General features: G+C 66.0%; 17 protein-coding genes. 13 read left to right on the forward strand and 4 right to left on the reverse strand.

Translation table 11 applies throughout. The features are described 5' to 3' along the window. Nucleotides 1-22: 22 nt before the first annotated feature. The 4 genes from KOR34_RS25105 to KOR34_RS25120 form a co-directional block, all read right to left on the reverse strand. The gene (locus KOR34_RS25105; RefSeq protein ID WP_228714763.1) at nucleotides 23-3,097 is read right to left on the reverse strand and encodes a PSD1 and planctomycete cytochrome C domain-containing protein; all 3,075 of its coding nucleotides are present in this window, start codon (nucleotides 3,095-3,097) and stop codon (nucleotides 23-25) included. A gap of 40 nt (nucleotides 3,098-3,137) precedes the next feature. Beyond that, entirely contained in the window at nucleotides 3,138-4,184 is a 1,047-nt protein-coding gene (locus KOR34_RS25110; protein WP_146568900.1) for a DUF1559 family PulG-like putative transporter, read from the reverse strand. A gap of 73 nt (nucleotides 4,185-4,257) precedes the next feature. Beyond that, nucleotides 4,258-5,193, reverse strand: a complete 936-nt coding sequence (locus KOR34_RS25115) for a dihydrodipicolinate synthase family protein (RefSeq protein ID WP_146568901.1) — start codon at nucleotides 5,191-5,193, stop codon at nucleotides 4,258-4,260. A 64-nt stretch (nucleotides 5,194-5,257) separates the two neighbouring features. After that, nucleotides 5,258-6,277 carry a sialidase family protein gene (locus KOR34_RS25120; protein ID WP_146568902.1) on the reverse strand — a complete coding sequence of 340 codons (1,020 nt, stop codon included), beginning with the start codon at nucleotides 6,275-6,277 and terminating at the stop codon, nucleotides 5,258-5,260. A gap of 557 nt (nucleotides 6,278-6,834) precedes the next feature. Here KOR34_RS25120 and KOR34_RS25125 point away from each other — a divergent pair. From KOR34_RS25125 to KOR34_RS25185, 13 genes are all read left to right on the forward strand, one after another. Next, complete coding sequence (locus tag KOR34_RS25125; RefSeq protein ID WP_197531734.1) at nucleotides 6,835-7,575, forward strand: GntR family transcriptional regulator; 741 nt, start codon at nucleotides 6,835-6,837, stop codon at nucleotides 7,573-7,575. An 85-nt stretch (nucleotides 7,576-7,660) separates the two neighbouring features. After that, nucleotides 7,661-8,710, forward strand: a complete 1,050-nt coding sequence (locus KOR34_RS25130; RefSeq protein ID WP_146568904.1) for an AraC family transcriptional regulator — start codon at nucleotides 7,661-7,663, stop codon at nucleotides 8,708-8,710. Nucleotides 8,711-8,884: 174 nt separating this feature from the next. Continuing rightward, nucleotides 8,885-9,970, forward strand: coding sequence for a DUF1559 domain-containing protein (locus KOR34_RS25135; RefSeq protein ID WP_146568918.1), 1,086 nt, complete (start codon nucleotides 8,885-8,887; stop codon nucleotides 9,968-9,970). A gap of 45 nt (nucleotides 9,971-10,015) precedes the next feature. Then, nucleotides 10,016-12,496, forward strand: a complete 2,481-nt coding sequence (locus KOR34_RS26965; RefSeq protein WP_197531735.1) for an alpha-L-fucosidase — start codon at nucleotides 10,016-10,018, stop codon at nucleotides 12,494-12,496. 32 nt (nucleotides 12,497-12,528) lie between these two features. Next, on the forward strand, nucleotides 12,529-13,941 hold the full coding sequence (locus KOR34_RS25145) for an L-fucose/L-arabinose isomerase family protein (protein ID WP_146568905.1): 1,413 nt from the start codon (nucleotides 12,529-12,531) through the stop codon (nucleotides 13,939-13,941). After that, a complete protein-coding gene (locus KOR34_RS25150; protein WP_146568906.1) occupies nucleotides 13,934-14,788 on the forward strand; it encodes a transketolase in 855 nt (284 codons plus the stop codon). Before KOR34_RS25145 ends, KOR34_RS25150 begins: the two co-directional genes overlap by 8 nt. Beyond that, nucleotides 14,785-15,801 carry a transketolase family protein gene (locus KOR34_RS25155; RefSeq protein ID WP_146568907.1) on the forward strand — a complete coding sequence of 339 codons (1,017 nt, stop codon included), beginning with the start codon at nucleotides 14,785-14,787 and terminating at the stop codon, nucleotides 15,799-15,801. Before KOR34_RS25150 ends, KOR34_RS25155 begins: the two co-directional genes overlap by 4 nt. Continuing rightward, complete coding sequence (locus tag KOR34_RS25160; RefSeq protein WP_146568908.1) at nucleotides 15,798-17,267, forward strand: FGGY family carbohydrate kinase; 1,470 nt, start codon at nucleotides 15,798-15,800, stop codon at nucleotides 17,265-17,267. Before KOR34_RS25155 ends, KOR34_RS25160 begins: the two co-directional genes overlap by 4 nt. Before the next feature lie 47 nt (nucleotides 17,268-17,314). Then, nucleotides 17,315-18,292, forward strand: a complete 978-nt coding sequence (locus KOR34_RS25165) for a D-ribose ABC transporter substrate-binding protein (protein ID WP_146568909.1) — start codon at nucleotides 17,315-17,317, stop codon at nucleotides 18,290-18,292. Continuing rightward, nucleotides 18,289-18,933 (forward strand): DUF2291 family protein, encoded by a 645-nt coding sequence (locus KOR34_RS25170; protein WP_146568910.1) that lies wholly within the window; start codon nucleotides 18,289-18,291, stop codon nucleotides 18,931-18,933. Before KOR34_RS25165 ends, KOR34_RS25170 begins: the two co-directional genes overlap by 4 nt. After that, nucleotides 18,930-20,471 carry a sugar ABC transporter ATP-binding protein gene (locus KOR34_RS25175; RefSeq protein ID WP_146568911.1) on the forward strand — a complete coding sequence of 514 codons (1,542 nt, stop codon included), beginning with the start codon at nucleotides 18,930-18,932 and terminating at the stop codon, nucleotides 20,469-20,471. Before KOR34_RS25170 ends, KOR34_RS25175 begins: the two co-directional genes overlap by 4 nt. 7 nt (nucleotides 20,472-20,478) lie before the next feature. Continuing rightward, on the forward strand, nucleotides 20,479-21,447 hold the full coding sequence (locus tag KOR34_RS25180) for an ABC transporter permease (protein WP_146568912.1): 969 nt from the start codon (nucleotides 20,479-20,481) through the stop codon (nucleotides 21,445-21,447). Between the two features lie 2 nt (nucleotides 21,448-21,449). Next, nucleotides 21,450-22,694 carry a ribulose-bisphosphate carboxylase large subunit family protein gene (locus KOR34_RS25185; RefSeq protein WP_146568913.1) on the forward strand — a complete coding sequence of 415 codons (1,245 nt, stop codon included), beginning with the start codon at nucleotides 21,450-21,452 and terminating at the stop codon, nucleotides 22,692-22,694. Nucleotides 22,695-22,701: the final 7 nt, after the last annotated feature.

The raw sequence follows: 22,701 nt of genomic DNA on the forward strand, positions 1-22,701 counted from the left end.
ATGGTCTTGGCAGTTCACGTCGCTACTCCCGCGTGATCGTTTCATCAAGGTTTAGCACCACGCGTGACACCGCGGACCAAACTGCCAGGTCTTGCGCGGTAAAGCGCTCACTCGCCTCGGCCGTGGCGAGCATGCCGTCCAGCGGCTGCAGCTCCCCGGACTCGTACCGCCGGGCCTGCGCCGCTGCGAACGCCTGCAGCGTCCGCAGCTCTTCACCGCTTGGGTCGCGGCCCAGGCACCGTGCGAAGAGGTACTCGATTCGCTGCGAGTCGTCGTCACCGACACGGTTGAGCGACAGCTTGGCGAGTGACTGTGCGCACTCGAAGAACAGCTCTTCGTTGAGCAGCGTCAGCGCCTGCAGCGGCGTGTTCGATCGGTCACGCCGCACACACGCGGTTTCGCCGGTGGGCGCGTCGAAGTTGTGGTAGACCGGGTAGAGCAGCGTCCGGTAGCGGAGCGTGTACATCGCCCGCCGGTACTGGCTCGCTCCGGGATCAAAGTCCCAGTACTTCTCGGTGTAGCTGGCCGGCTGTCGAAACAGGTACGCCGGCGCCGGCGGGCAGACCGCGGGCCCGCCTGTTGTGCGGTTCAGGAGCCCGCTGGCGGTCAAGGCGATGTCGCGAACCGCCTCGGCCTGAACGCGGTAGCGGGCGCCGCGGGCGAGCAGCCGGTTTTGCGGGTCGACCTCAAGCAGTTGCCCACTCACGCGACTCGACTGCCGGTAGGTGGCGGAGTCGACGATCAGCCTGACAATATGCTGCAGGTCCCACCCGCTGTCCATCAGCTCGACGGCCAGCCAGTCGAGCAGCTCCGGGTGGCTGGGCGCGGCGCCTTGCAGCCCGAAGTCGCCAGGGGTCTCAACGAGGCCGACGCCGAAGATCGATTGCCACACCCGGTTCACGACCGATCGAGCTGTGGTGGGCGAACGGCGGTCGACCAGCCACTCGGCGAAGTCCAGCCGATCCGGACCGGCCACGCCGAGCGGGTGCAGAAACTCTGGGGCGCCTGGCGACACCGCCTCGGCGGGCTTGGTGTACTCTCCGCGATCCAGTCGTCGCGTCACCCGCGGCGTCTCACGTTGCTGCAGCACCAGCTGCGATACTCCCCGCGGGTGGTCGGACCACAGCGCCTCGAGCTCCTCGTTTTCGGCCGACCAGTCGGGGCGGGTGGTGCGGTAGAAGCGGAACAGCTCGGCCGTTGTCGCGTCAGACCAGTCCTCGGCCGGCTCGGCGATCAGCTCACGGATCCGCGCGGTTAATGGGTCTGCAATGGGCTCGGCGTCTGAGGTCACCGACAACCTGAACCGGCCGATGTTGTTGGTGTGCAGGTCTTTGTGGTAGTCCTGCCCGTGCACCTGAACCAGACGCACCCTGATCTTGGTTCCTGGGTCGCAGCGGAGAGGCTCGTCGAGCACAAACACCGCCGTCCGCGGCACATTGCTCCTGCCCGGCCCGATGTCGATCCCCCAGGCGGTCTTCTTGTCACCGTCGACGGCGAGGTCTATTGGGCCGGTCACGCGGCGGCTGCCAGACCCATCGTCGAAACGCGCGGCAAGGTCGGACACGCGGGGTTCGACGTCGGCAAACGCGCGGTCGATCGAAAGCACGCGTCGTTTTCCCGGTTGCTTGGGGTCATCAACCTCAACCTGAAACTCGCTGAGCGCGCACAGCCCAAACTCCGAGCGCCCAGGCCCCTGGTGGGGCAGCGTGGGGTGGTTGAGCAGCTCAAGCCGGAAGGCCGTAACGCGCGGCCCGTCGACCTCCACCTCGAACACCGCATCCAGCTGCGCGGGCGCGTACCCCTCTGCCAGCACGGAGCCGTCTGGCAAGAGCTGGTGCTTCTGCCCCCCGCTGCCGTCGAGCTTCGGTGCGACCACCTGCCATGCGACCGGCGGACCGGCGCTGGAAGCCCCTTCTGCCCAGGCGGCCATGCCCTCGCGCCAATTGGGGTTGTCGTCTTGCAGCCGGCGTTCGGCGTCCTCGATCGCTGTCAGCACCGCATCGCGCTGCTTTCTCGCCTCAGGTGGGTAGAGCGTCACCGACGACTCGTAGGAGTCGTTGAGAAACGCGAGCATCCTGAAATACTCGGTGTGGCTGATCGGGTCGTACTTGTGCGTGTGGCACTGGGCGCACTGCAGCGTCACGCCGAGCACCGACTTGCCGATGGCGTCCATGCGGGCGAATAGCTGTTCCATGCGGAACTGCTCGGGGTCGATGCCGCCCTCTTCGTTGACCATCGTGTTCCGCAAGAACCCGGTCGGGGTCAGGCGGTGGATGTCATCACCCGGCAGCAGGTCGCCGGCGACCTGCTGCTTGACGAACTCGTCGTACGGCAGGTTCTCGTTCATTGCCGCCACGACCCAGTCGCGGTACATCCAGACTTCGCGGTTGCGGTCCTTCTCGTACCCGTTCGAGTCGGCGTAGCCGGCGGCGTCCAGCCACCACCGCGCCCAGTGCTCTCCGTAGTGCGGCGAACGCATCAGCTCGTTGACAACCGCGTGGGACGCGTCATCACCGGGAAGATTGTCGGCCCAGCCGAGCTGCCTCAGCGTGGGGGGAAGGCCTGTCAGGTCCAGGCACAGCCGACGCAGCAGCGTCGGGCCGTCGGCGGGCGCGGACGGCGTGAGCCCCTCCTCCTCAATTCTTGCTAGGACGAACGCGTCGATTGGGTTGCGCACCCACGAGCGGTCCTTCACCACCGGGGGGCCGGGACGCTGCGGGGGATCGAATGCCCAGTGCCGCTTGTACTCGGCGCCGGACGCGACCCAACGCTTGAGGGTCTCGACCTGAGAGGGCGTGATCGTCTTGCCCGAGTCGGGTGGCGGCATCCGCAGGCCCGGATCGTCGGTGACGATGCGCTCGATGAGTTCGCTGGCGGCCGGGTCACCGGGAGAGATGACGTCGCTTGCTGCGGACGAGTCCGGGTCCTCCCACGCGTCCAGTCTCAGGTCGGCCTTGCGGTGCTCGGCATCGCGTCCGTGGCAATGAAAACAAGCGTCCGACAAGATCGGACGCACGTCGCGATTGAAGTCAACGTCGCCCGCAGAAGCTGCGCACACGATCGGCGTCCAGAACGCCGCGCAAACCAATGAAAGCACCGGAAAGATTCGTCGCCGCTTCATAACAGGAACACACACTCTAGAACGCGTCCAGCTGGCCTTGGTCATGACGCCCACCCAGCATAGCAAACAGCTCGGGGTCGACGTCGTACAGGATTACGTCGACCGACCCATCGCACATGGCCATGTGCATCGCCGAGGTGTGGACGCTGCCAAACCGCCAGCGCGTCGCGGTGTCGGTAGCCTGATCGTCGCGAATCGGCGGCATCAGTTCCATCCCGTTCAGCGTGCCGTTGCCCGTGTAGCCAACGTTGTCCTGGTCGTGGCCCGTGTAAACGCACTGATCGTCCGACGAGTGCTCGCCGGATTCGTAGTCGTTCTCGTTGAGCGACTTCTCGCCGATCAGCGCCGTCTTAGACGAGCCGTCGACAATCTTCGCCATCGACGTGGTGCTCCTTTGGAACACGACGCCATTCTGCCGGAAACGACTTGACCACCAGTCGTGCGTCGCCGCTCGGTGGGGGGGCGGGCCTTCCTCCTCGGCGCGGTTCCAGCTCCCGGCGTTCGCACGGTAGTCGCCACGGGCAACAAAGCACTCAGGCGCTGACGTGGTGCCCGACTTGCACGACCGGGCGTTGTACGCAAGCTGACCGTAGCTAGGGTCGATCAATGGGTACGTGCGCACACCACGCCGCGACGGGCAGAGGAACATGTCGACCGGGGTGGAAACGAGGCCCAGCATGGCGTCGTGATCTGCCTGCGGAATATCCTCGCGTGCAGCGAGCCGACGCTTGATATCGCCGCCAAGCTGCCTCCGTGGAGCGAGCTCCATGTACTCGAGGATGTTGTAGGCCCACCCTCCGGGCTGGTCGGGGCCGTAGCCGGACGCCGCGTCTCCGACCCAGCGGTACCCCCACCCACCAGTGGGGAAGTGCCGGTGCGCGCTCTCATGATTGAGCATGGCCAGCGAAATCTGCCGCAGGTGGTTCTTGCACGTCGCACGGCGAGCCGCCTCCCGCGCCGCCTGCACGGCTGGGAGCAGCAATGCGATCAACACGCCAATGATGGCGATCACGACCAGCAACTCGACGAGCGTGAACCCGCGTGCGTGTTGGCTTCGAAACATGCCGTCTGCTCCGCCTGTTTGATTCGGGGAACGCCGCCACAGCAATGAGGGGGCAGTTGGCCGGCGCGCCCGATTAGACGCCGGCGGCCATCGCCTCGCTTACATCGGAGATCACCGCCTGCACCTCTGCCTGGCGAGAGGTTGGCAGGGCCGCGTGGGGCGCCGCCATCGTCCGGCCGCAGATGGAAATCTCTTCCAGCCCCGCCTTCAGCCCCTGGATGCAGCCGGTGCCGCCGTCGGCGCTGAGCCGGTACAGGGCGTCGAGCCGCTCAACCACCAGCTGCAGCTCCTCTGCCTGCTCGTGGTTGCCTTCGACAACCGCCTTGTAGAGATCGACAAACAACCTGGGGAAGAGGTTGGCGCCGCCGCACACTCCGCCGGTGCCGCCCATCTCAAGCGACTGCTTCAACAGCAACTCGGGGCCCGTCATCATCGCCCAGTCGGGGCGGCTGGCGGAAGCGTCGCGCATGGCCTCGAACTGTTCGAGGTCGCCGGAGCTGTCCTTGAACCCAATCACTCGCGGGTCCGACGCCATCCGACGCACGGTGTCGGCCTGGAAGCTCGCCTTCGTGAGCGCAGGCATGTTGTACATTACGACCGGCAGCGGCGATTGGATCGCCAACTGCTCGATACACCGCAACAGGTCAACCTGGGATACCGGAAAGTAGCACGGCGGGGCGTACACCGCGGCGCTGGCGCCGGCCGCGTGCGCGTGCCTCGCCAGCAGGATCGACTCAGCTAGGGAAGTGTCGGTCACGCCCACCAGCACTGGCGCCCGCCCCGCAACGAGATCGCACACGCGGTCAATCAGATCTCGCTGCAGCCGACCGCTGAGCAGCGGCCCCTCGCCGGTCGTACCCAGCACAAACAGACCGTGAACGCCCCCCTGCAGGATGTGCTCAACCAGGCGTTGCAGACCCACCACGTCGAGCTCACCGTCGGCCGTGAGCGGGGTAACCATCGGCGGCACAATGCCAGACAGAGGAGCGGGAAGAGAAGTAGTCTGCATTGCGGGAAGCCAGTAGATTAGTTCGACAACAGGAGTGGCTTAGCCATGTCTCGATATGAGCTAGCTACGGAGTGGTCCGCGAGCCGTCGCGGGCGGGCCACACGCCGTCCTGAATCGGTTGGGTCACAAACTCTCGAGGGTCGAGCACGACGTGCTTGATCCGCTCGCGTTTCCAGGTGTACGTGATGTGCACTAGCCCGTCGGAGGTTTGGATAGCAGCGGGGTACGAGAACCCAGCCGGCGCCTGAGGGTCGTCCTCAAGCACCAACGCCGCTTCCCACGCCTTCCCGTCGTCAGACACCGCAACGTTTAGAGGGCTACGACCATCACTGCTGTGATTGTAGACCAGCAGGTGGCGACCGTCCGCAAGCGTAACCGCGTCAGTGCCTGCACTGGGGTTGGGCAGTCCAAGCCGGGTGACTTCGGACCAGGTCTCTCCCTGGTCACGGGACCAAGTCTGAAACACTCCGCTATGGCGGGTGCGACCGATCGCCTGCAGGCGTCCGTCCTTGTGGACCAAAACGCTGGGCTGAATGGCCCGGATACCATCGGCAGCGGGGATGGGCTCCGTCCGACGAAACTCCTTGGCCATTGGGCCGGTGAACTCAAAGTGAAGCCGCCAGCCCTGGTCTTCGGTGCTCGTCGGGAGCACCACTTTTCCACCTGCCAGCTCGACAGGTTTGTTCTTGATTGGGCCGAGGATGCCGTCCGGCAGACGACGCGGCTTTGACCAGGACTCACCGTGGTCGGCAGACGTCATCAGCATGCCCCACCAGTCGCGGGGGGTGGGCCCCACCTTGTAATAGAGCTGCAGCGGGCCGTCGCTCGATTGGAACAGGACCGGGTTCCAAGTGGGGTGGCGGGTGTCAGAACCGACCCGTCCGTCCGCTACCGGCTTGGGCTGCCCCCACTTTCCGTCGACAAACGCCGCTGTCCAGATTTCCACGTCGGGGTGCCGCTCGTGGGTTCCGCCAAACCAGGCTGCAAGCAGACCGCTAGGCGTCTCGACCAACGTCGAGGCGTGGCACGACGGGAACGGGGCGGACTCGTAGATAAAGCCCGAAGACACCCAACCCGGGCCCATGGCACTCTCCTTGGCCCGGCTTGGGACCGGCCCCACCAGCAGCCCCACCAGCAGGAGCGCTACCGTTAGTCGGGTGTGCGGGATGGATGAAAGCAAGTTCCTGGCCCTAGTGCGATTGAGTCGACACGGAACGTTCGCATTCGATATGCGGCACGCCCTCTGCCCGGCGACGGTGTACGCGGGTTCCTTAAGCATACCCAGTTAGTCCCGCGTACCCGGACGAGACCCGAGCCTCATTCAGGACAAAACAGGCGGCGACGGGTCGCATTCAGACCAGGAAACTGACGCTGGATGCTGCTAGACACCTCGCCTCTTCGTGCATTTCAACGCACCCCAGGGTCTGAGAAACGCAAATGCGACGAGTGCTGGTCGCTTTGCAACGATCGGCATCCCGAAAGCGTTGACGCTGCGGGCCGCGCCGTCACAGAATGAAATTGTGCCACTTGAGTGCTGCCCGCACTCCACTGGCATTCCAGAGTCTAGCAAAGGACTTACGTCCGCTAGCAGGAAACTTTTCGACCGCGTCTTTTCACCACTGCTCCTATCAGGCGACGGCCATGCATCGGCATTCGCGTCACTCCCAGCAGATCTACACACAGATCCGCGACCGCATCACCACAGGCGAGTTGGCGCCCGGCGAGGTCATGTCGGAGGCTAACCTGGCCAAGCAGTACGGCCTGAGCCGAACCCCCGTTGGGGAAGCGCTCCGGCAGCTGGCCCACGAGGGCCTCGTGGTGCAGGTGCCCCGCTATGGAACCGTGGTGCGAGAGATCCCGCGGGAAGAACTGGAGGAGCTGTTCGAGATCCGCGAGGCGCTCGAAGGGATGGCGGTCGTCAAGGCAACTTCGCGGATCACGGACGACGCCCTCGACGAGCTTTCCACGCTGTGCGAGGCCATCGACGCCGAGGCGGACCGGGCCCTCGCTGTAGGCGAGTCGACCCTCGGACGCGACGGGCTGCGTCGGTTCCTGGCGGCAGACCTGGCCTTCCACACACTCATCATCGCCTCGGCCGGCAACAAGCGGCTGAACAAGCTGATGGAGCAGACCCGTACGGTTTCGCTGATGTTTACCGCTCGACGCGGCGAACACCCCGTATCGCGAGTCAAACAGGCAAACGACGCTCACAAGGCGATACTCGCAGCGATGCGTCGGCGCGACGCCGCCGAAGCGCAGCAGCTGCTCATGAATCACATCAAGACGTCCCGCGAGCAGTCGCTCAGCGCGGCGCCCCCCACCGACGCGGTCAACCTGGGCTCGATCAACCTGCCCCAGTTTGTCCGTCAGGACCTCGCCTAGGCGCGGCCCATCGGTGCGGACGACTCCCTGGTAATTGCATCTTTTCCCCAAGCGACAAGAAACTCATCTCAACGCTGGTGCAACTATGATTACTTCACTGCCACCCGCCGACGTGAGCAACGAGCATCGCAGGCAACGTGTCGAGCTGTTCGGCGGCAACAAGGCCGCAGCTCCCGCCATCGCCCGCCGCGCCGTGCGGACCCCACCGGTCGTCGAGCACCGCGAGCCGTTTGTCCGTTACCTGCCGACCGACAGGCCTTCGGCAGGCGACTCGCTCTGTGTGACTGGCGTTGGATGCGCCGACATTAGGCCGGGCGACGCCTACCCGCTTGCGGACCACCCCAATATCTACCAGCTCGACTGGCGAGCCGGGCGCGTGCTGCCCGAGTTCCAGGTTGTGCTGCTGACCGACGGACGCGGCGAGTTTGAGACCCGCGAAACCGGCCTTGTTCGGTTCCAGGGACAGGCGTTGCTGTTCCTGTTCCCAGGAGTGTGGCACCGTTTCCGCCCCGACCCCACCGTAGGCTGGAAGGAACAGTGGGTGTCGCTGAACGGGCCGCTCGTCCGCCGGCTGTTCTCAGCCAGCGGGGTTTCGCCCTCCACATCAATCACCTGCCCGGAGAACGCGGCGCGACTCGCCCAACAGTTTGAGCGGCTGATGCTGGTCGCCCGTCAAACGCCGATCCGGCAGTCCCAGGCGATCAAGCAAGTGGCGACCCAGCTGCTGAGCGACTCGCTTGGAGTGTCTCACGAACGGCCCGCCGCACACGATACGGGTGCGAAGTCGGCCACCGAGCCGGCCCATGATCCAATCGTCGACCAGGCGAGGGAAGTGATCTGGAGCCACCCGCACAAGCGTCCGCTGAGCGTGAATGACGTCGCCCGCCGGCTGCCAGTCACCAGGCGGACGCTCGACCGGCGTTTCGCTCAGGTGCTGGGGCACTCGGTGCTAGACGAGATTAACGCCTGCCGGCTGTCGCGGGCCAAGCGGATGCTAGTGGAGACCGACTTCTTGGTGAAGACGGTCTCGTACCTGGCCGGGTTCCCCAGCCGCGAGCGGATGCGATTATTGTTTTTGAACGAGGAGGGCATGACGCCCACCGAGTATCGAGAGCGGTCTATCGCCAATCAATGAACAAAAGACCGCCTCGCAACTGCATTTTCACCTTGCGGGGCAACGGCTGTCTCGATTGAAGGCGGCTTGTGCAGAAGCGCCATTTTGGCCAGCAGTAAGATTTCAGTTTGATACCATAAGGCAACACGGCAGAGGCAGCTGTGCGGCACGGCATCTCCTCAGGAGTTTCTAGTCATGTCAGTTCTTTCGCGACCCACCCCCAACCGCCTGAGCAGGGCGTTCACCCTGGTAGAGCTGCTGGTGGTCATCGCCATTATTGGCGTGTTGATCGCGTTGTTGCTCCCCGCTGTCCAGGCCGCGCGTGAGGCGGCCCGACGCAACACCTGTAAGAACAACCTCAAGCAAATCGGCTTGGCAGCGATCAACTACGAGAGCACCCACCGCACGTTCCCATCGGGCGGGTGGGGCTTCTACTGGGTGGGCGATCCGGACTGGGGCGTGGGCGAGCGTCAGCCAGGCGGCTGGGTGTTTGGAATTGCGCCCTATCTTGAGGAGGCTGCCGTCGCTCAAGTTGGCAAAGGCATCGCCGGCGGAATCCGGGGTGACACTCCGAAGAAGCAGGCGATCGGCCAACAGATGGCGCACCCGGTAAGCGTGTTTCTCTGCCCCTCCCGACGAGGCGCCGCAGCTTATCCCACCGGTGACCCTCCAGTCCAAGAGCCCTACAACGCTACAGCCCCACCACTCTATGCTAAGAGCGACTACGCGGCCAACGGAGGCGGAGATCGAATCGCGGTCGGTCGCGGCCCCGACGCGCGTTGTTACGAGCGGTATCCAAACTGCGATGGCCTAGGTGCCGGATGGACCTGGAACAAGGCGCACTACGAGCGGTGGGACGGAATCGTTGGGTACCGTCGCGGCGCCAAGCTCCGCCAGATTACCGATGGCTCGTCCAAGACGATGCTAGCCGGTGAGAAGTTCCTTAGCAGCGATATGTACACCAACGGCCTGCACGTGGGTGATGATAACTCGATGTACGAGGGGTTCGACTGGGACACCGTCCGGTGGACGGGCACCCAGCAACCGGATGATCCTGAGGACCAGCCGAATAAGATGCCACAGCCTGATCAGCCTGGGGGCAACAAAAAGGACCTTCATCCGGAGAGCTTTGGATCGCCGCACGCCGCCGTCAATGCGGTGTACTGCGACGGGTCGGTCCACAGCATCAACTTCGATGTCGACCCCGAGGCTTGGAACGCCCTGGGCCGCCGCAACGGCGCGGACACCGGCCGCGAGCGTTTCTCACAGGATCCTCTGTAGGGCAAAGGCGTGGACGTGGCCACGGAACCAACTGACTCGAGCTCCATGGCCACCGTCTGCACTGCCTGGCGCACGTGCCGGACCCAGGTTTGCCTGGTGCTGGCCGCCTGGACAGCGGCTTGGGTGTCGCCTTATCCCGCAGGCGCCGAACCGGCGACGAGGGATGCTGAGAACGTGCTGCTCTTCACGTCCTTCGAGGAACCGGCCGACGCCGGGCTGCGGCTTCTGTACAGCCACGACGGGCTGACCTGGGAACGCATCCCCGGGACGTTCTTGAAGCCGCACGCGGGAGATGGCCGGTTGATGCGCGACCCTAGCCTGGTCCGCGGCCCCGACGGCTGGTTCCACTTGGTTTGGACAACCGCTTGGCGGGGCGACAACGGTTTCGGCCACGCCCGTTCGCGAGACCTGGTGCACTGGTCACCCCAGCGGTTCGTCCCGGTGATGGAGCACGAGCCGACCACGGTCAACGTGTGGGCGCCGGAGGTGTTCTACGACGAGCCTCGGGAACGGTTCATCATCGCCTGGGCCTCCACTATTCCCGGGCGGTACCCCGACGGGTTGGAGGAGCATAAGAACAATCACCGGATGTACGCGACTACCACGCGCGATTTTGAGGAGTTCACGCCCACCGAGCTGTTCTGCGAGCCCGACTTCAGCGTCATCGATGCTGTGATCGTCCCGTTTGATCAGGACTACCGCCTGGTTTTGAAGGACAACACTCGGCCTGTGTTGGGGCTGCGCGTGGCGAAGGGCAGCTCACCGCTCGGGCCCTGGACTGATATCAGCGAGCCGATTACCAGGAAGTTCACCGAGGGCCCAACCGTCGCGCGTTTCGGGGACGAGTACCGCATCTACTTCGACGCCTACCACGACCACCGGTACGGTGTGCTCTCCACCAAGGACTTTGAGCGCTTCCGCGACATCACCGACCAAGCCCACTTCCCTGAAGGTCACAAGCACGGAACGATCTGCAACATCACGCAGGAAGAGCTTGACTATCTGAAGCGGGTTGGCGGTGAGATGCGACCCGGCGTAGGAAGCGAGTTCGCGCCGCAGCTTCCTCAGGACGAGATCAACCGGCGACTGGCCGAAGTTGACAAGACCGCCAACGGAGGGCCATTCATACCGACTTGGGAGTCCCTCAAGGGCTTTCAGACTCCCTCGTGGTACGCCGACGCGAAACTGGGCGTGTTTATTCACTGGGGTCCGTACTCTGTGCCGGCCTTCGGCAGCGAGTGGTACCCCAGAAACATGTACACCACAGGCTCCAAGGAGCACCAACACCACCTCGCCACCTACGGTCCGCTGACCGAGTTTGGCTACAAGGACTTCATCCCCCAATTCAAAGCGGAGAAGTTTGCTCCAAAGGAGTGGGCAGCGTTGTTCAAGCAGGCCGGCGTGAAGTACGTCGTGCCGGTGGCCGAGCACCACGACGGCTTCCCGATGTACGCCAGCGATTACACCACCTGGGACGCGTCGGAGCGGGGCCCCAAGCGGGACGTAGTCGCCGAACTAGCCGATGCGTTCCGTGACGAAGGGATCGTGGTCGGAGCGTCCAGCCACCGAGCGGAGAACTGGTGGTTCTTCGGACAGGGCAAGCTGATCGACTCCGACGTTCAGAGCCCCGAGTGGGCGCCGCTCTACGGCCCCGCCCACAACAAGCGTATGAGTGAGAGCCAGGCCGAGCCGCCCAGCAAGGCGTTCCTCGACGACTGGCTGCTCCGCTCGTGCGAGATCGTCGACAAGCACCGACCGCAGGTGATGTACTTTGACTGGTGGATCTGCCAACCGGTGTTCCAGCCGTACCTCAAACGCTTTGCAGCCTACTACTACAACCGAGCCGACGAATGGGGCCAACCTGCCGCCATCAACTTTAAAGAGTGGGAAGGCTACTCGTTCCCCCGCGGCACAGGCGTGCTGGACGTTGAACGCGGCAAGTTTGGCGGCATCCAGCCGGAGCTGTGGCAGACCTGCACTTCGGTCTCGCGAAACTCGTGGGGCTACATCGAGGGGCACGACTACAAAGACGCAGGCCAGTTGGTCGACGACCTGATCGACATCGTCAGCAAGAACGGCGTCATGCTGCTGAACATTGGGCCGAAGGCCGACGGCACAATCCCCGATGAGGAGCAGGCCATGCTCCGCGAGATCGGGGCGTGGCTGTCCGCCAACGGCGAGGCGATCTACGGCGCCAGGCCGTGGACCACATTCGGCGAGGGGCCAACCGCGGCGGGCGATGGCTCGTTCTCCGACGGCGCAGCCACCGCCTTCACCGACGCCGACTTCCGGTTTACCAGCAAACCGGGCGTGGTCTACGCCATCGGCCTTGCCTGGCCCGAGGGGGAAAGCGCTTTGGTCAAGTCGCTGAATACATCTGCGCACCCAATCGACGAGATCACCTTGCTGGGCGGAGAAAAGTTGGTCGAATGGCGCCAGGATGAAACGGGGCTACACGTGACCCTCCCCCGCACGTCCGACAAGGCCCCCCCCGCCTACACACTGCGGATCACTCTGGCTGACTAGGTCGGCTGCTCTTCATTCTGGCAACACGGGACATGACCACACAGAAACCCGCGCTCGGCGTTATCGTCGGCAACCGAGACTTCTTCCCCGACCAGCTTGTTTCCGAAGCGCGGGCCGACTTGCAGACGCTGTTCGATTCGCTCGGCGTAGAGCCCGTCTGGGTTTCGCCGGAAGAGACCAAGCTCGGCGGCATCGAGACGCACGCCGACGCGCGGCGGTGCGCCGACCTGTTCCGCACCCGCCGCGACGACATCGACGGCGTGCTGGTCTGCCTGCCCAACTTTGGCGACGAGAAGGGCGTGGCCGACACGCTGAAGCTCGCCGGGCTGGAAGCCCCCGTGCTGATCCAGGGCTACCCCGACGACCTGAACCAGCTGGGCGTGTCGCGTCGACGCGACGCGTTCTGCGGCAAAATCTCAGTATGCAACAATCTGGTGCAGGCGGGGATTCCGTTTACGCTAACCGAGAAACACGTCAGCACGCCGGGGTCCGACAGCTTCCAGGCCGACCTGCAGAAGTTCCTCGGCGTCTGCCGAGTGGTGAACGGGTTCCGCGGCGTGCGGCTGGGCGCCGTCGGCGCGCGGCCCGGAGCGTTCAACACCGTCCGCTACAGCGAGAAGATCCTCGAGCGGTACGGCGTCAGCGTGACCACGGTCGACCTCTCGGAGTTCTTAGCCGCCGCCGGCAAGCTGGCCGCGGACGACCCAGCGGTCATGGCCAAGCTGGACGAGGTGCACAGCTACGCCCCGGCGCCCAATGCGCCGAGTGACCGCATGCTGCAGATGGCCCGGCTGGGCGTGGTGCTCGGCCACTGGATGGACGATAACGCCATCGATGCCACGGCCATCCAATGCTGGACCAGCGTGCAGCAGAACTTCGGCTGCAACGTCTGCGCGCTGATGAGCATGATGAGCGAGAAGTTCATGCCCAGCGCGTGCGAGGTGGACGTCACCGGCGTGCTGACGATGTACGCGATGCAGCTCGCCTGCGACTCGCCGGCGGCGATCGTCGACTGGAATAACAACTATGGCGACGACGAAGACCGCTGCGCCCTGTTCCACTGCGGCAACTGGGCCAAGAGCTTCCTGCCCGATATTAGGATCGCCACAGCGCCGATCCTCGGCAGCACTCTGGGCGAAGAGAACACCTACGGCGCGCTTGAGGGCCGCACGCCGGCCGGCCCACTGACCTTCGGGCGGCTCACCACCGCCGACTGCGAGGGCCGTATCCGCGCGTACGTCGGCGAAGGGGAGCTGACCGACGATCAGCTCAACACCTTCGGCACCCGTGCGGTCGCGCGGGTGCCGCGGCTCCGCAGCCTGCTCCACCACATCTGCAAGAACGGCTTCGAGCACCACGTGGTCATGACCCAGTCCCACTCGTCCGCAGTGCTCAGCGAGGCGTTCGAAACCTACCTCGACATCGACACCCACACCCATGCCTGATCGCGGCCCTCTTACCGACGACCAGCTCCGGCGCCTCAGCGTCAGAATGCGGCAGGACGTGCTCCGGTACATCCTGTCGGCCGGCGCCGGTCACACCGGCGGCAGCCTGTCGTGCGTCGACATCCTCAATGTGCTGTACAACCGCGTGCTGCGGGTGTCGCCCGAGACCTTCGGCAACCCAGACCGCGACCGCTACGTGCAGAGCAAGGGCCACTCGGTCGAGGCCCTCTACGTTGTGCTCGCGCACGCGGGGTTCTTCCCGATCGAGCAGCTCGAAACGCTCTGCCAGTACAACTCTCCGTTCGTCGGCCACCCCACCCGCAAAACGCCTGGCATTGAGATGAACACCGGCGGCCTGGGGCACGGGCTGCCGATCTGCACCGGCATGGCGATCGGCGGCCAGCGGTCGGGCGCCCGCTACCGGGTGTTCACGCTGATGGGCGACGGCGAGCTTGCCGAGGGCTCCAACTGGGAGGCCGCGATGGCCGCCGCCCACTACAAGCTGGACAACCTGACCGCCATCATCGACCACAACTCGCTGCAGATCACCGGCGCTACCCGTGATGTCTGCAGCAACGAGCCGCTGGACGAGAAATTCGCCGCGTTCGGCTGGGCGGTGGTGTCGATCGACGGCCACGACTACGGCCAGCTGACCGACGCCCTGTCCGCGCCCGCCGAGGCGGGCAAGCCGACCTGCGTCATCGCCAACACCACCAAGGGCCGCGGCGTGAGCTTCATGGAGGGGGACGTCGCCTGGCACCACGGCGTCCCTAGCCAACAGCAATACGACGACGCCATCGCCGAGCTGCAGGCAGCCGAGCGTGAACTCGAGGAGGCAGCCCTGTGAGTGCACCCGCCCCCAGCGTCTACTCACCAGCGGCCACCGCGCACGCCGAGCGGCTCGGGCTATCTCTGGGCCGTGCGAACCTGGAAGTCTTTGCCGAAACGCTTGAGGAGCTAGCCGATTCCGACCCTAGCATCGTGGCCGTGACCAGCGACTCCCGCGGTTCCGGCAAACTGAAGCCGTTCGGTCAGAGGCTGCCGGACCAGATTGTGGAAGTGGGCATCGCGGAGCAGAACCTGGTCGGCATCGCCGCCGGGCTAGCCGCAGTCGGGCGTCGGTCGTTCGCAGTGTCGCCGGCCTGCTTCCTCACGGCCCGCTCGCTCGAGCAGATCAAGAACGACATCTGCTACTCCGACGTGCCCGCAACGGTCGTTGGGATCAGCGCTGGGGTCAGCTACGGCGCACTCGGCAGCACCCACCACTCGCTGCACGACTACGCGGCGTTGCGGGCGATCCACAACCTCACGATTATCGCCCCGGCTGACAACTACGAAGCCGCCGAGGCGGTCCGCTTGGCCGCCGCTCACGACAAGCCGGTCTACTTGCGGTTCGGCAAGGCCAAGCTGTACGACCTGCCCCGCCACGGGCAGCAGTTTGAACCGGGCCGCGCGACCTTGCTCCGTGACGGATCCGACGTGGCGCTATTCGGCATCGGCGAGACCGTCATCCACTGCCTGTTGGCCGCCGAGATGCTGGCCGAGGACGGCGTGGAGGCCCGAGTGCTGAGCATGCACACGCTACGACCGCTTGATGCCGACGCAATCGAGGAAGCCGCCCGCGACTGCCGCGCAATCGTCACCGCCGAGGAGCACTCGGTGCACGGCGGCCTTGGCGGCGCGGTGGCCGAAGCGCTTGCCGAGCGTGGCGGCGCGCCCCCGCTCAAGATCGTTGGCGTACCCGACGAGGACACCGTGACCGGGAGCCAGGCGGACATCTTCCGGCACTACGGCATCACCGGCGAGGGGATCTCGGCGGCGGCGCAGCATCTGCTGCAGCGGCAGGAGGTCGCCCGATGAGCGTGCTGCTCGCGATCGATCAGAGCACCTCGTCTACTAAGGCGATCCTGTTCGACGCGGAGTGCCGTACGATTGACTCGGCCTCGGTTGACCACCGGCAGCACTATCCTGAGCCCGGCTGGGTCGAGCACGACGCGGAGGAGATCTGGCGGAACGTGCTGGCAGTGACCCGCACGGTCGTCGACCGCAACCCGGGAAGCCCGCCGGTCGGTGTGTCGATCACCAACCAGCGGGAAACGCTGGTGGTCTTCGACAAGGCGACCGGCCGCCCTCTCTGCCCCGCAATCGTGTGGCAGTGCCGCCGAAGCGACCCCATCTGCGAAGAACTGCGTCAGGCGGGCCACGGCGAAATTGTCGCCGCGGCGACCGGTCTTAAGCTCGACTCGTACTTCTCGGCGTCGAAGGTGCTGTGGCTGGTCCGCAACAACCCCGATGTCGCAAGAAAACTCGCGTCTGGTGAAGCCCTCATTGGCACGGTCGACGCCTACCTGGTCTACCGTATGACCGGCGGCGATGTGTTCGCCACCGACCACACCAACGCCAGCCGGACGCTGCTGCTGCACCTGACCGACCGGTGTTGGGACCAGCGGCTGTGCGAGCTGTTCCAAGCGCCGATGGCGGCCCTGCCAGAAGTCCGTGAGAGCTTCGCCCACTTCGGCAACACCGACCTGGGCGGCGCCCTCATGGAACCGGCGCCCATCTGCGGTGTGATGGGCGACTCGCAGGCATCGCTTTTCGCGCAGCGGTGCTTCACCCCGGGCGAGTCAAAGGCCACCTTCGGCACCGGTACCTCGGTGCTGCGGAACGTGGGCGACTGCTCGACGGCGCCGCCCGGCGGCAGCGTCGCGGCGTTAGCCTGGGTGCACGACGGCACACCGACTTACGCGTGGGAGGGACTGATCAACTACTCCGCCGCCACCATCACCTGGCTGCGCGACCAGCTGGGTCTGATTGCGACCGCCGAGGAGTCGGAGGCGCTCGCTGCTCAGGTCGACGACAGCGGCGGCGTCTACCTGGTGCCCGCCTTCGCCGGCCTGGGTGCGCCTCACTGGAGCCCCGACGCCCGTGCGGCGATCGTCGGCATGACCGCCTACACGAACAAGCTGCACATCGTGCGGGCGGCGCTCGAATCAATCGCCCACCAGGTGCGGGACGTGCTCGACTCGATGCCGTTGGACGCGTCGTCCGCCGGAGTGCTTCGGGCAGACGGCGGGGCCACGCGGAACCAACTGCTGATGCAGATGCTGGCCGACTTCACCCGGCTACGAGTGGAGGTCGCCGACGCGGCGGACTTCTCCGCCCGCGGCGCCGCGATGGCAGGCCTACTTGGCCTAGGCATCGTTGAGTCCTTCGACGAACTTCGCCACCTGCCCGCGGATGTGACCAACTACGAGCCCCGCATGCCGGCCGAACAGGCCGACAAGCTGGGCGCGGGCTGGCGGGACGCCGTGCGACGGGTGCTCTAGAACAGTCGCTCCTCTACCTATCCTCTTCCCAAAATCAACGGTACGCGATGAAGACCCTCCGCTGTCTGACCGCCGTGCTCTGCCTTGCCGTTCCCCTCGGCTGTACTCAGTCACCGGCCGGCGACAACGCTGGCGACGCCCCGGCAACTACCAGCAAGGAGCACGGCCGAGTCGCCGTGGTAGTCTCAACGCTCAACAACCCCTGGTTCGTCAAACTGGCGGAAACGGCCAAGGCCCGCACCGAGGAGCTAGGGCACGAGGCGGTGATCTTCGATTCCCAGAACAACGTAGAAAAGGAAGCCAGCACGTTCGAGAACGTGCTGGCTTCCGGGTTCGACGCGATCCTCTTCAACCCGACCGACGCCGACGCATCGGTCGCCAACGTCCGCCGCGCCAAGAAGCGTGGCGTGCCCGTGTTCTGCATCGACCGCGAGATCAACGCTTCGGACGCGGCGTCCGCGCAGATCCTGTCGGACAACTACGCCGGTTGCGTCGAGCTCGGCCAGTACTTCGTCGAGACCGTCGGCGAAGACGGCAAGTACGCCGAGCTGCTGGGCCTGGTCGGCGACAACAACACCCACAACCGGTCCAAAGGGTTCCACAGCGTCGTCGACCGGTTTGAGGGCCTGAAGATGGTCGCCCAGCAGTCGGCCGACTTCGACCGCACCAAGGGCCTGGAGGTGATGGAGTCGATTCTTCAGGCGAACCCGGACCTCAACGCCGTGTTCTGCGGCAACGACGCCATGGCGCTAGGCGCCTACCAGGCGATCGAGGGCGCCGGCAAGGCGGACCAGATTAAGGTGTTTGGCTTCGACGGCGCCGAGGACGTGGTGCGGTCGATCTCCGACGGCAAGATCCAGGCGACCGCGATGCAGTTCCCCAAGCGGATGGCCCAGATGGCTGCCGAGTTCGCCGACGAGCACCTCAAGGGCCGCCGCGAGTTCGAGCAGAAGATCCCCGTCGCGGTCGAGCTGGTGACGCCAGAGAACGTCTCGCAGTACGGCGACTACGGAGCCAAAGAGTGATCCACGCCGCGGCCCATCGCTGGACCCTCATCGGGGCGGCCGCGGCCATCGGCTGCTGGTTCGTACCGCTGGTGCACGTCCGGCCGCTCGGCGCCGATGAGACCGATCCCCAGAGCCAGCCCGCAACCGCGGCGGAGTTGGCCGAGCAGTTCTGGTCTGGCCCACTAGCCAACTCGCACGACCGCGCCCACCCCGCCAATGCCGTTCTGACGGCCCTCACCGCCGACGCGGCCGCGGCCCGCGAAGAGTACGGGCGCACCGTAGGAGTTAGCCGATCTTTCTTGGTGCATCTGCGGGGCGAGGGCACTGTGACGTCGGTGGAACGCAAAGGCATTGGGGTCGACGTCAGCGGCGACGGCCACCGCGATCTGCTCTTGCTTACCGGTCCGATCTTCGGCGCCGCGGTGCGAGACGCCACCGGGCTGCTGACGGCCGACCAGGCGTCCAACTCGCAGCAGTTCAACGAGGTCGCCAATGAGCTGAACCTGATCGTCGAAACGCAGGTCGCTCCGACGCTGCGTGAGCAGCCGCCCGGCCAGGTGGTCCGCTTTGTCGCCTGTGCTGAGGTAAAGTCGCCCAGCAGCATCCCGTCGCCGCTGCCGGCCGTGCCCGTGTTCGTCGAGGCGACCGCCACCCCATGACCGACGAAGCCCAGCCGCCGCTGCTCGAAGCCCGGGACATCGTCAAGACGTTCCCCGGCGTACGTGCGCTGGGCGGCGTGAACCTGCGGGTCCAGGCGGGGCGGCTCAACGCGTTGCTCGGCGAGAACGGCGCCGGCAAGTCGACGCTGATGAATATCCTGGCCGGCGTCTTCGCCCCCGACGCGGGCCAGATCCTCCTCAACGGGTCGCCGGTCACGTTCGCCAACCCCCGCGCCGCTCAAGAGGCGGGCGTGTCGATCATCCATCAAGAGCTCAACCTCGCCCCGAACCTGACCGTCGCGGAGAACATCTTCCTCGGCCGCGAGCCGCGAAACAAACTTGGGCTGGTGGACTACGCCCGCATGAACCACGACGCCGCCGAGCTGCTCGCGCGGCTCAACCTGAGGGTCGAACCCACCCGCCCGGTCGACCAGCTGACTGTCGCCTCCCAGCAGGTGGTCGAGATCGCCAGGGCGTTGTCGTTTGACTCGCAGGTGGTGATTCTGGACGAACCGACCTCTGCCCTCTCCCAGCAAGAAACCCACGCGTTGTTCGCACTGATCGCCCAGCTCAAGGCCGAGGGCGTCGGGCTGGTGTACATCACGCACCGCCTGGAAGAGCTGGACGCTGTGGCGGACGACGTGACCGTGTTCCGCGACGGCGCCTTCATCGCCGCCAAGCCGTACGCGGACGCCACCCGCGAAGAACTCATCCGGCTGATGGTCGGCCGCGACACGAGGCTCGATCCTTCGGCCGCCCGCGCCGCCGGCGAGACGCTGCTGCAGGTGCGCGGCCTGTCGCTCCGCGGCCCAGTGGCGGCCAGCAAGCCGCTGCTCGACGACATCAGCTTCGATCTGGCGCGCGGCGAGGTGCTGGGCGTGTTCGGGCTGATGGGCGCCGGCCGGACCGAGCTGCTGCAGGCGTTGTTCGGCGTCTATCCGACCCGGACCAGCGGCGAGGTGGTCGTCGCTGGGCGCCCCGGCGTGCCCCGCTCGCCAGCCGAGGCGATCGTCGCCGGGCTGGCGTTGGCGCCAGAAGACCGCAAGCAGGACGGGCTGGTGCTCGGCATGAGCGTCGCCCCCAACATCAGCCTGGCGTGCCTGGGCCGCGTGCAGCAGACCGGCCTGCTCCGGACCGCCAAGGAAGACGCCCTAGCCGATCAGTACGGCGGCCGGATGGCGATCAAAACCGCCGGGCGCCGACAGCCGGTCCGCAACCTCAGCGGAGGCAACCAGCAGAAGGTGGTGCTGGCCAAGTGGCTGGCGACCGAGCCCCGCGTATTGATGCTCGACGAGCCAACCCGCGGCATCGACATCGGCGCCAAGCGTGAAATCTATGCGGTGATCGATGAGCTCGCCGCCGCCGGGCTGGGCGTGCTGATGGTTTCGTCCGAGCTGCCGGAGGTGCTCGCCCTCTCGGACCGCATTCTTGTGCTCTGCGAGGGGCGCCTCACCGGCGAGTTCACCCGGGAGCAGGCTACCGAGGACGCCCTGCTTGCCGCCGCCCTCCCTGCCGCCCAACCAAGACCGGCCGCCTGACGCTTCCATGAAACTCTCCGAACGCATCGCGCAGCTGCAATCGCTCATCGCCCTCGCGGTGCTGATGATTGCGCTGAGCGTGTCGAACGACTCGTTCTTGTCGACAGAGAACGGCATGAACGTGCTGCGGCAGATCTCGGTCAATCTCTGTCTCTCGATCGGGATGACGCTGGTGATCATCTCCGGCGGGATCGACCTGTCGGTCGGGTCGGTGCTCGCGTTCTCGGCGGCCGTGTCGGCCAGCCTGCTGAAGCACGGCGTCGACCTGACGCCGCTGGGCGTGCACGTCGAGTTCACCGTGGCGGGGACGATTGTCGCCGGCGTGCTGGTCGGCTCGCTGCTGGGATTGATCAACGGGGTGCTGGTCAGCCGCGTCGGGATGCCGCCGTTCATCGCGACGCTCGGCATGCTCAGCATCGCCCGCGGCATGACCGAGCTGTGGACCGGCGGGCACCCGATCACCGGACTCGGCGACAGCTTCGGCTGGCTCGGCACGGGGGACGTGGCGCGCGTGCCGGCGCCCGCGCTGATCGTGGCGGCGCTGGTCGTCGTGTTCTCGGTGATCACCCTCCGCACCCGCTTCGGCCGGCACCTGTACGCCGTTGGCGGCGCGGAACGCGCCGCCCGCCTGAGCGGTGTGAACGTCGCCAGCGTCAAGACCTGGGCGTACGTCTGCAGCGGCGCCCTGTCCGGCGTGGCAGGGCTATTGCTCACCGCCCGGCTCGACTCGGCCACGCCCCGCCTGGGCGAAACGTACGAGCTCGACTCGATCGCCGCGGTGGTGATCGGCGGCGCCTCGCTCTCCGGGGGCCGCGGCTCGGTGCTGGGCGCGGTGCTCGGCTGCCTGATCATCGGCGTGCTGAACAACGGGCTGGCGTTGCTGGACGTCTCGCCGTTCTGGCAAAAAGTCATCAAGGGAACGGTTATCCTGGCGGCGGTCGCGATCGACCGGCTGAGCCGCCGGCAAGGAGCATAGCGTTGGAACACCTCAAAGCCACCTACCTGATCGAGACCCCGCTGCCCGTCGACGACGCCGCGGCCGTGCTGGCCGGCGAGCAGTCCAGCGGTACGTTTGTCAGCGTGCCGGGCGAAACGGCCGAGCTGAAGCAGCGGTACGCCGCCCGCGTCGAGAGCGTCACGCCGCTGGAGGACGTCGACTCCCCTTCCCTGCCCGGCTGCCGCGCGGGCGATGGGCCGTACCACCACGCGCAGGTCACAATCGCCTGGCCGGCGCACAACTTCGGCCCCAACCTGCCCACCCTGCTGTCGACCGTCGGCGGCAACCTGTACGAGCTGACGCAGCTGTCGGGCGTGAAGCTGCTGGACCTGGAGTTGCCGGAGTCGTTCGCCGACCACTTCCGTGGGCCGGCGCACGGCGTCGGCGGCAGCCGACGCGCCACGGGCGTCGAGGGCCGGCCGCTGATTGGCACCATCATCAAGCCGAGCGTGGGGCTCACGCCCGAGGACACGGCCGCCATGGTCAAAACGCTGGCCGAGGCCGGCATCGACTTCGTAAAGGACGACGAGCTGATGGCCAACCCGCCGCACTCGCCGTTCGACAAGCGCGTCGATGCGGTGATGCGGGTGGTCAATGACCACGCCGACCGCACCGGCAAGCGGGTGATGGTCACGTTCAACATCTCCGATGAACGCGACGCCATGCACCGTCACTACGACAAGGTCGTGGAATCCGGCAACACGGCCGCCATGATGAGCCTCAACAGCGTCGGCCTAGTAGGCGCGAAGGACATCTGCGACCGCGGCGAGCTGGTTATCCACGGCCACCGCAACGGGTGGGGCATGTTCAACCGCTGCCCCACGCTCGGCATGGGCTTCGCCGCGTACCAGAAGCTGTGGCGGCTGGCCGGCGTGGACCAGCTGCACGTCAACGGCATCGCCAACAAGTTCTGGGAGCCCGACGACTCCGTCGTGGCGTCGATCGAGTCCTGCCTGGCGCCGATGGCCGGCATGACGCCGCTGCTGCCGGTGGTCTCCTCCGGCCAGTGGGGCGGTCAGGCGTTCGAGACCTACCGCCGCACCCAAACGGTCGACCTGCTGTACATGGCGGGCGGCGGCATCATGGCCCACCCGAGCGGCCCTGCCGCCGGCGTCCGCTCGCTGCAGCAGGCCTGGCAGGCCGCCATCGACGGGCTCACGCTCGAGCAGGCCGCCGCCCAGCACGAAGAGTTCCGCCAGTCGGTCGAGAAGTTCGGCCGCAAGTAGTCCACAC

The sequence above is a fragment of the Posidoniimonas corsicana genome, from assembly GCF_007859765.1.
Taxonomy (GTDB): Bacteria; Planctomycetota; Planctomycetia; order Pirellulales; family Lacipirellulaceae; genus Posidoniimonas; species Posidoniimonas corsicana.

What these genes read in the sequence shown, in the direction of transcription:
- KOR34_RS25135 (WP_146568918.1), top strand. Translation starts at nt 8,885, where the DNA reads ATGTCAGTTCTTTCGCGACCCACCCCCAACCGCCTGAGCAGGGCGTTC.
- KOR34_RS25145 (WP_146568905.1), top strand. Translation starts at nt 12,529, where the DNA reads ATGACCACACAGAAACCCGCGCTCGGCGTTATCGTCGGCAACCGAGAC.
- KOR34_RS26965 (WP_197531735.1), top strand. Translation starts at nt 10,016, where the DNA reads ATGGCCACCGTCTGCACTGCCTGGCGCACGTGCCGGACCCAGGTTTGC.
- KOR34_RS25125 (WP_197531734.1), top strand. Translation starts at nt 6,835, where the DNA reads ATGCATCGGCATTCGCGTCACTCCCAGCAGATCTACACACAGATCCGC.
- KOR34_RS25165 (WP_146568909.1), top strand. Translation starts at nt 17,315, where the DNA reads ATGAAGACCCTCCGCTGTCTGACCGCCGTGCTCTGCCTTGCCGTTCCC.
- KOR34_RS25160 (WP_146568908.1), top strand. Translation starts at nt 15,798, where the DNA reads ATGAGCGTGCTGCTCGCGATCGATCAGAGCACCTCGTCTACTAAGGCG.
- KOR34_RS25110 (WP_146568900.1), bottom strand. Translation starts at nt 4,184, where the DNA reads ATGTTTCGAAGCCAACACGCACGCGGGTTCACGCTCGTCGAGTTGCTG.
- KOR34_RS25130 (WP_146568904.1), top strand. Translation starts at nt 7,661, where the DNA reads ATGATTACTTCACTGCCACCCGCCGACGTGAGCAACGAGCATCGCAGG.
- KOR34_RS25175 (WP_146568911.1), top strand. Translation starts at nt 18,930, where the DNA reads ATGACCGACGAAGCCCAGCCGCCGCTGCTCGAAGCCCGGGACATCGTC.
- KOR34_RS25180 (WP_146568912.1), top strand. Translation starts at nt 20,479, where the DNA reads ATGAAACTCTCCGAACGCATCGCGCAGCTGCAATCGCTCATCGCCCTC.
- KOR34_RS25115 (WP_146568901.1), bottom strand. Translation starts at nt 5,193, where the DNA reads ATGCAGACTACTTCTCTTCCCGCTCCTCTGTCTGGCATTGTGCCGCCG.
- KOR34_RS25150 (WP_146568906.1), top strand. Translation starts at nt 13,934, where the DNA reads ATGCCTGATCGCGGCCCTCTTACCGACGACCAGCTCCGGCGCCTCAGC.
- KOR34_RS25120 (WP_146568902.1), bottom strand. Translation starts at nt 6,277, where the DNA reads ATGGGCCCGGGTTGGGTGTCTTCGGGCTTTATCTACGAGTCCGCCCCG.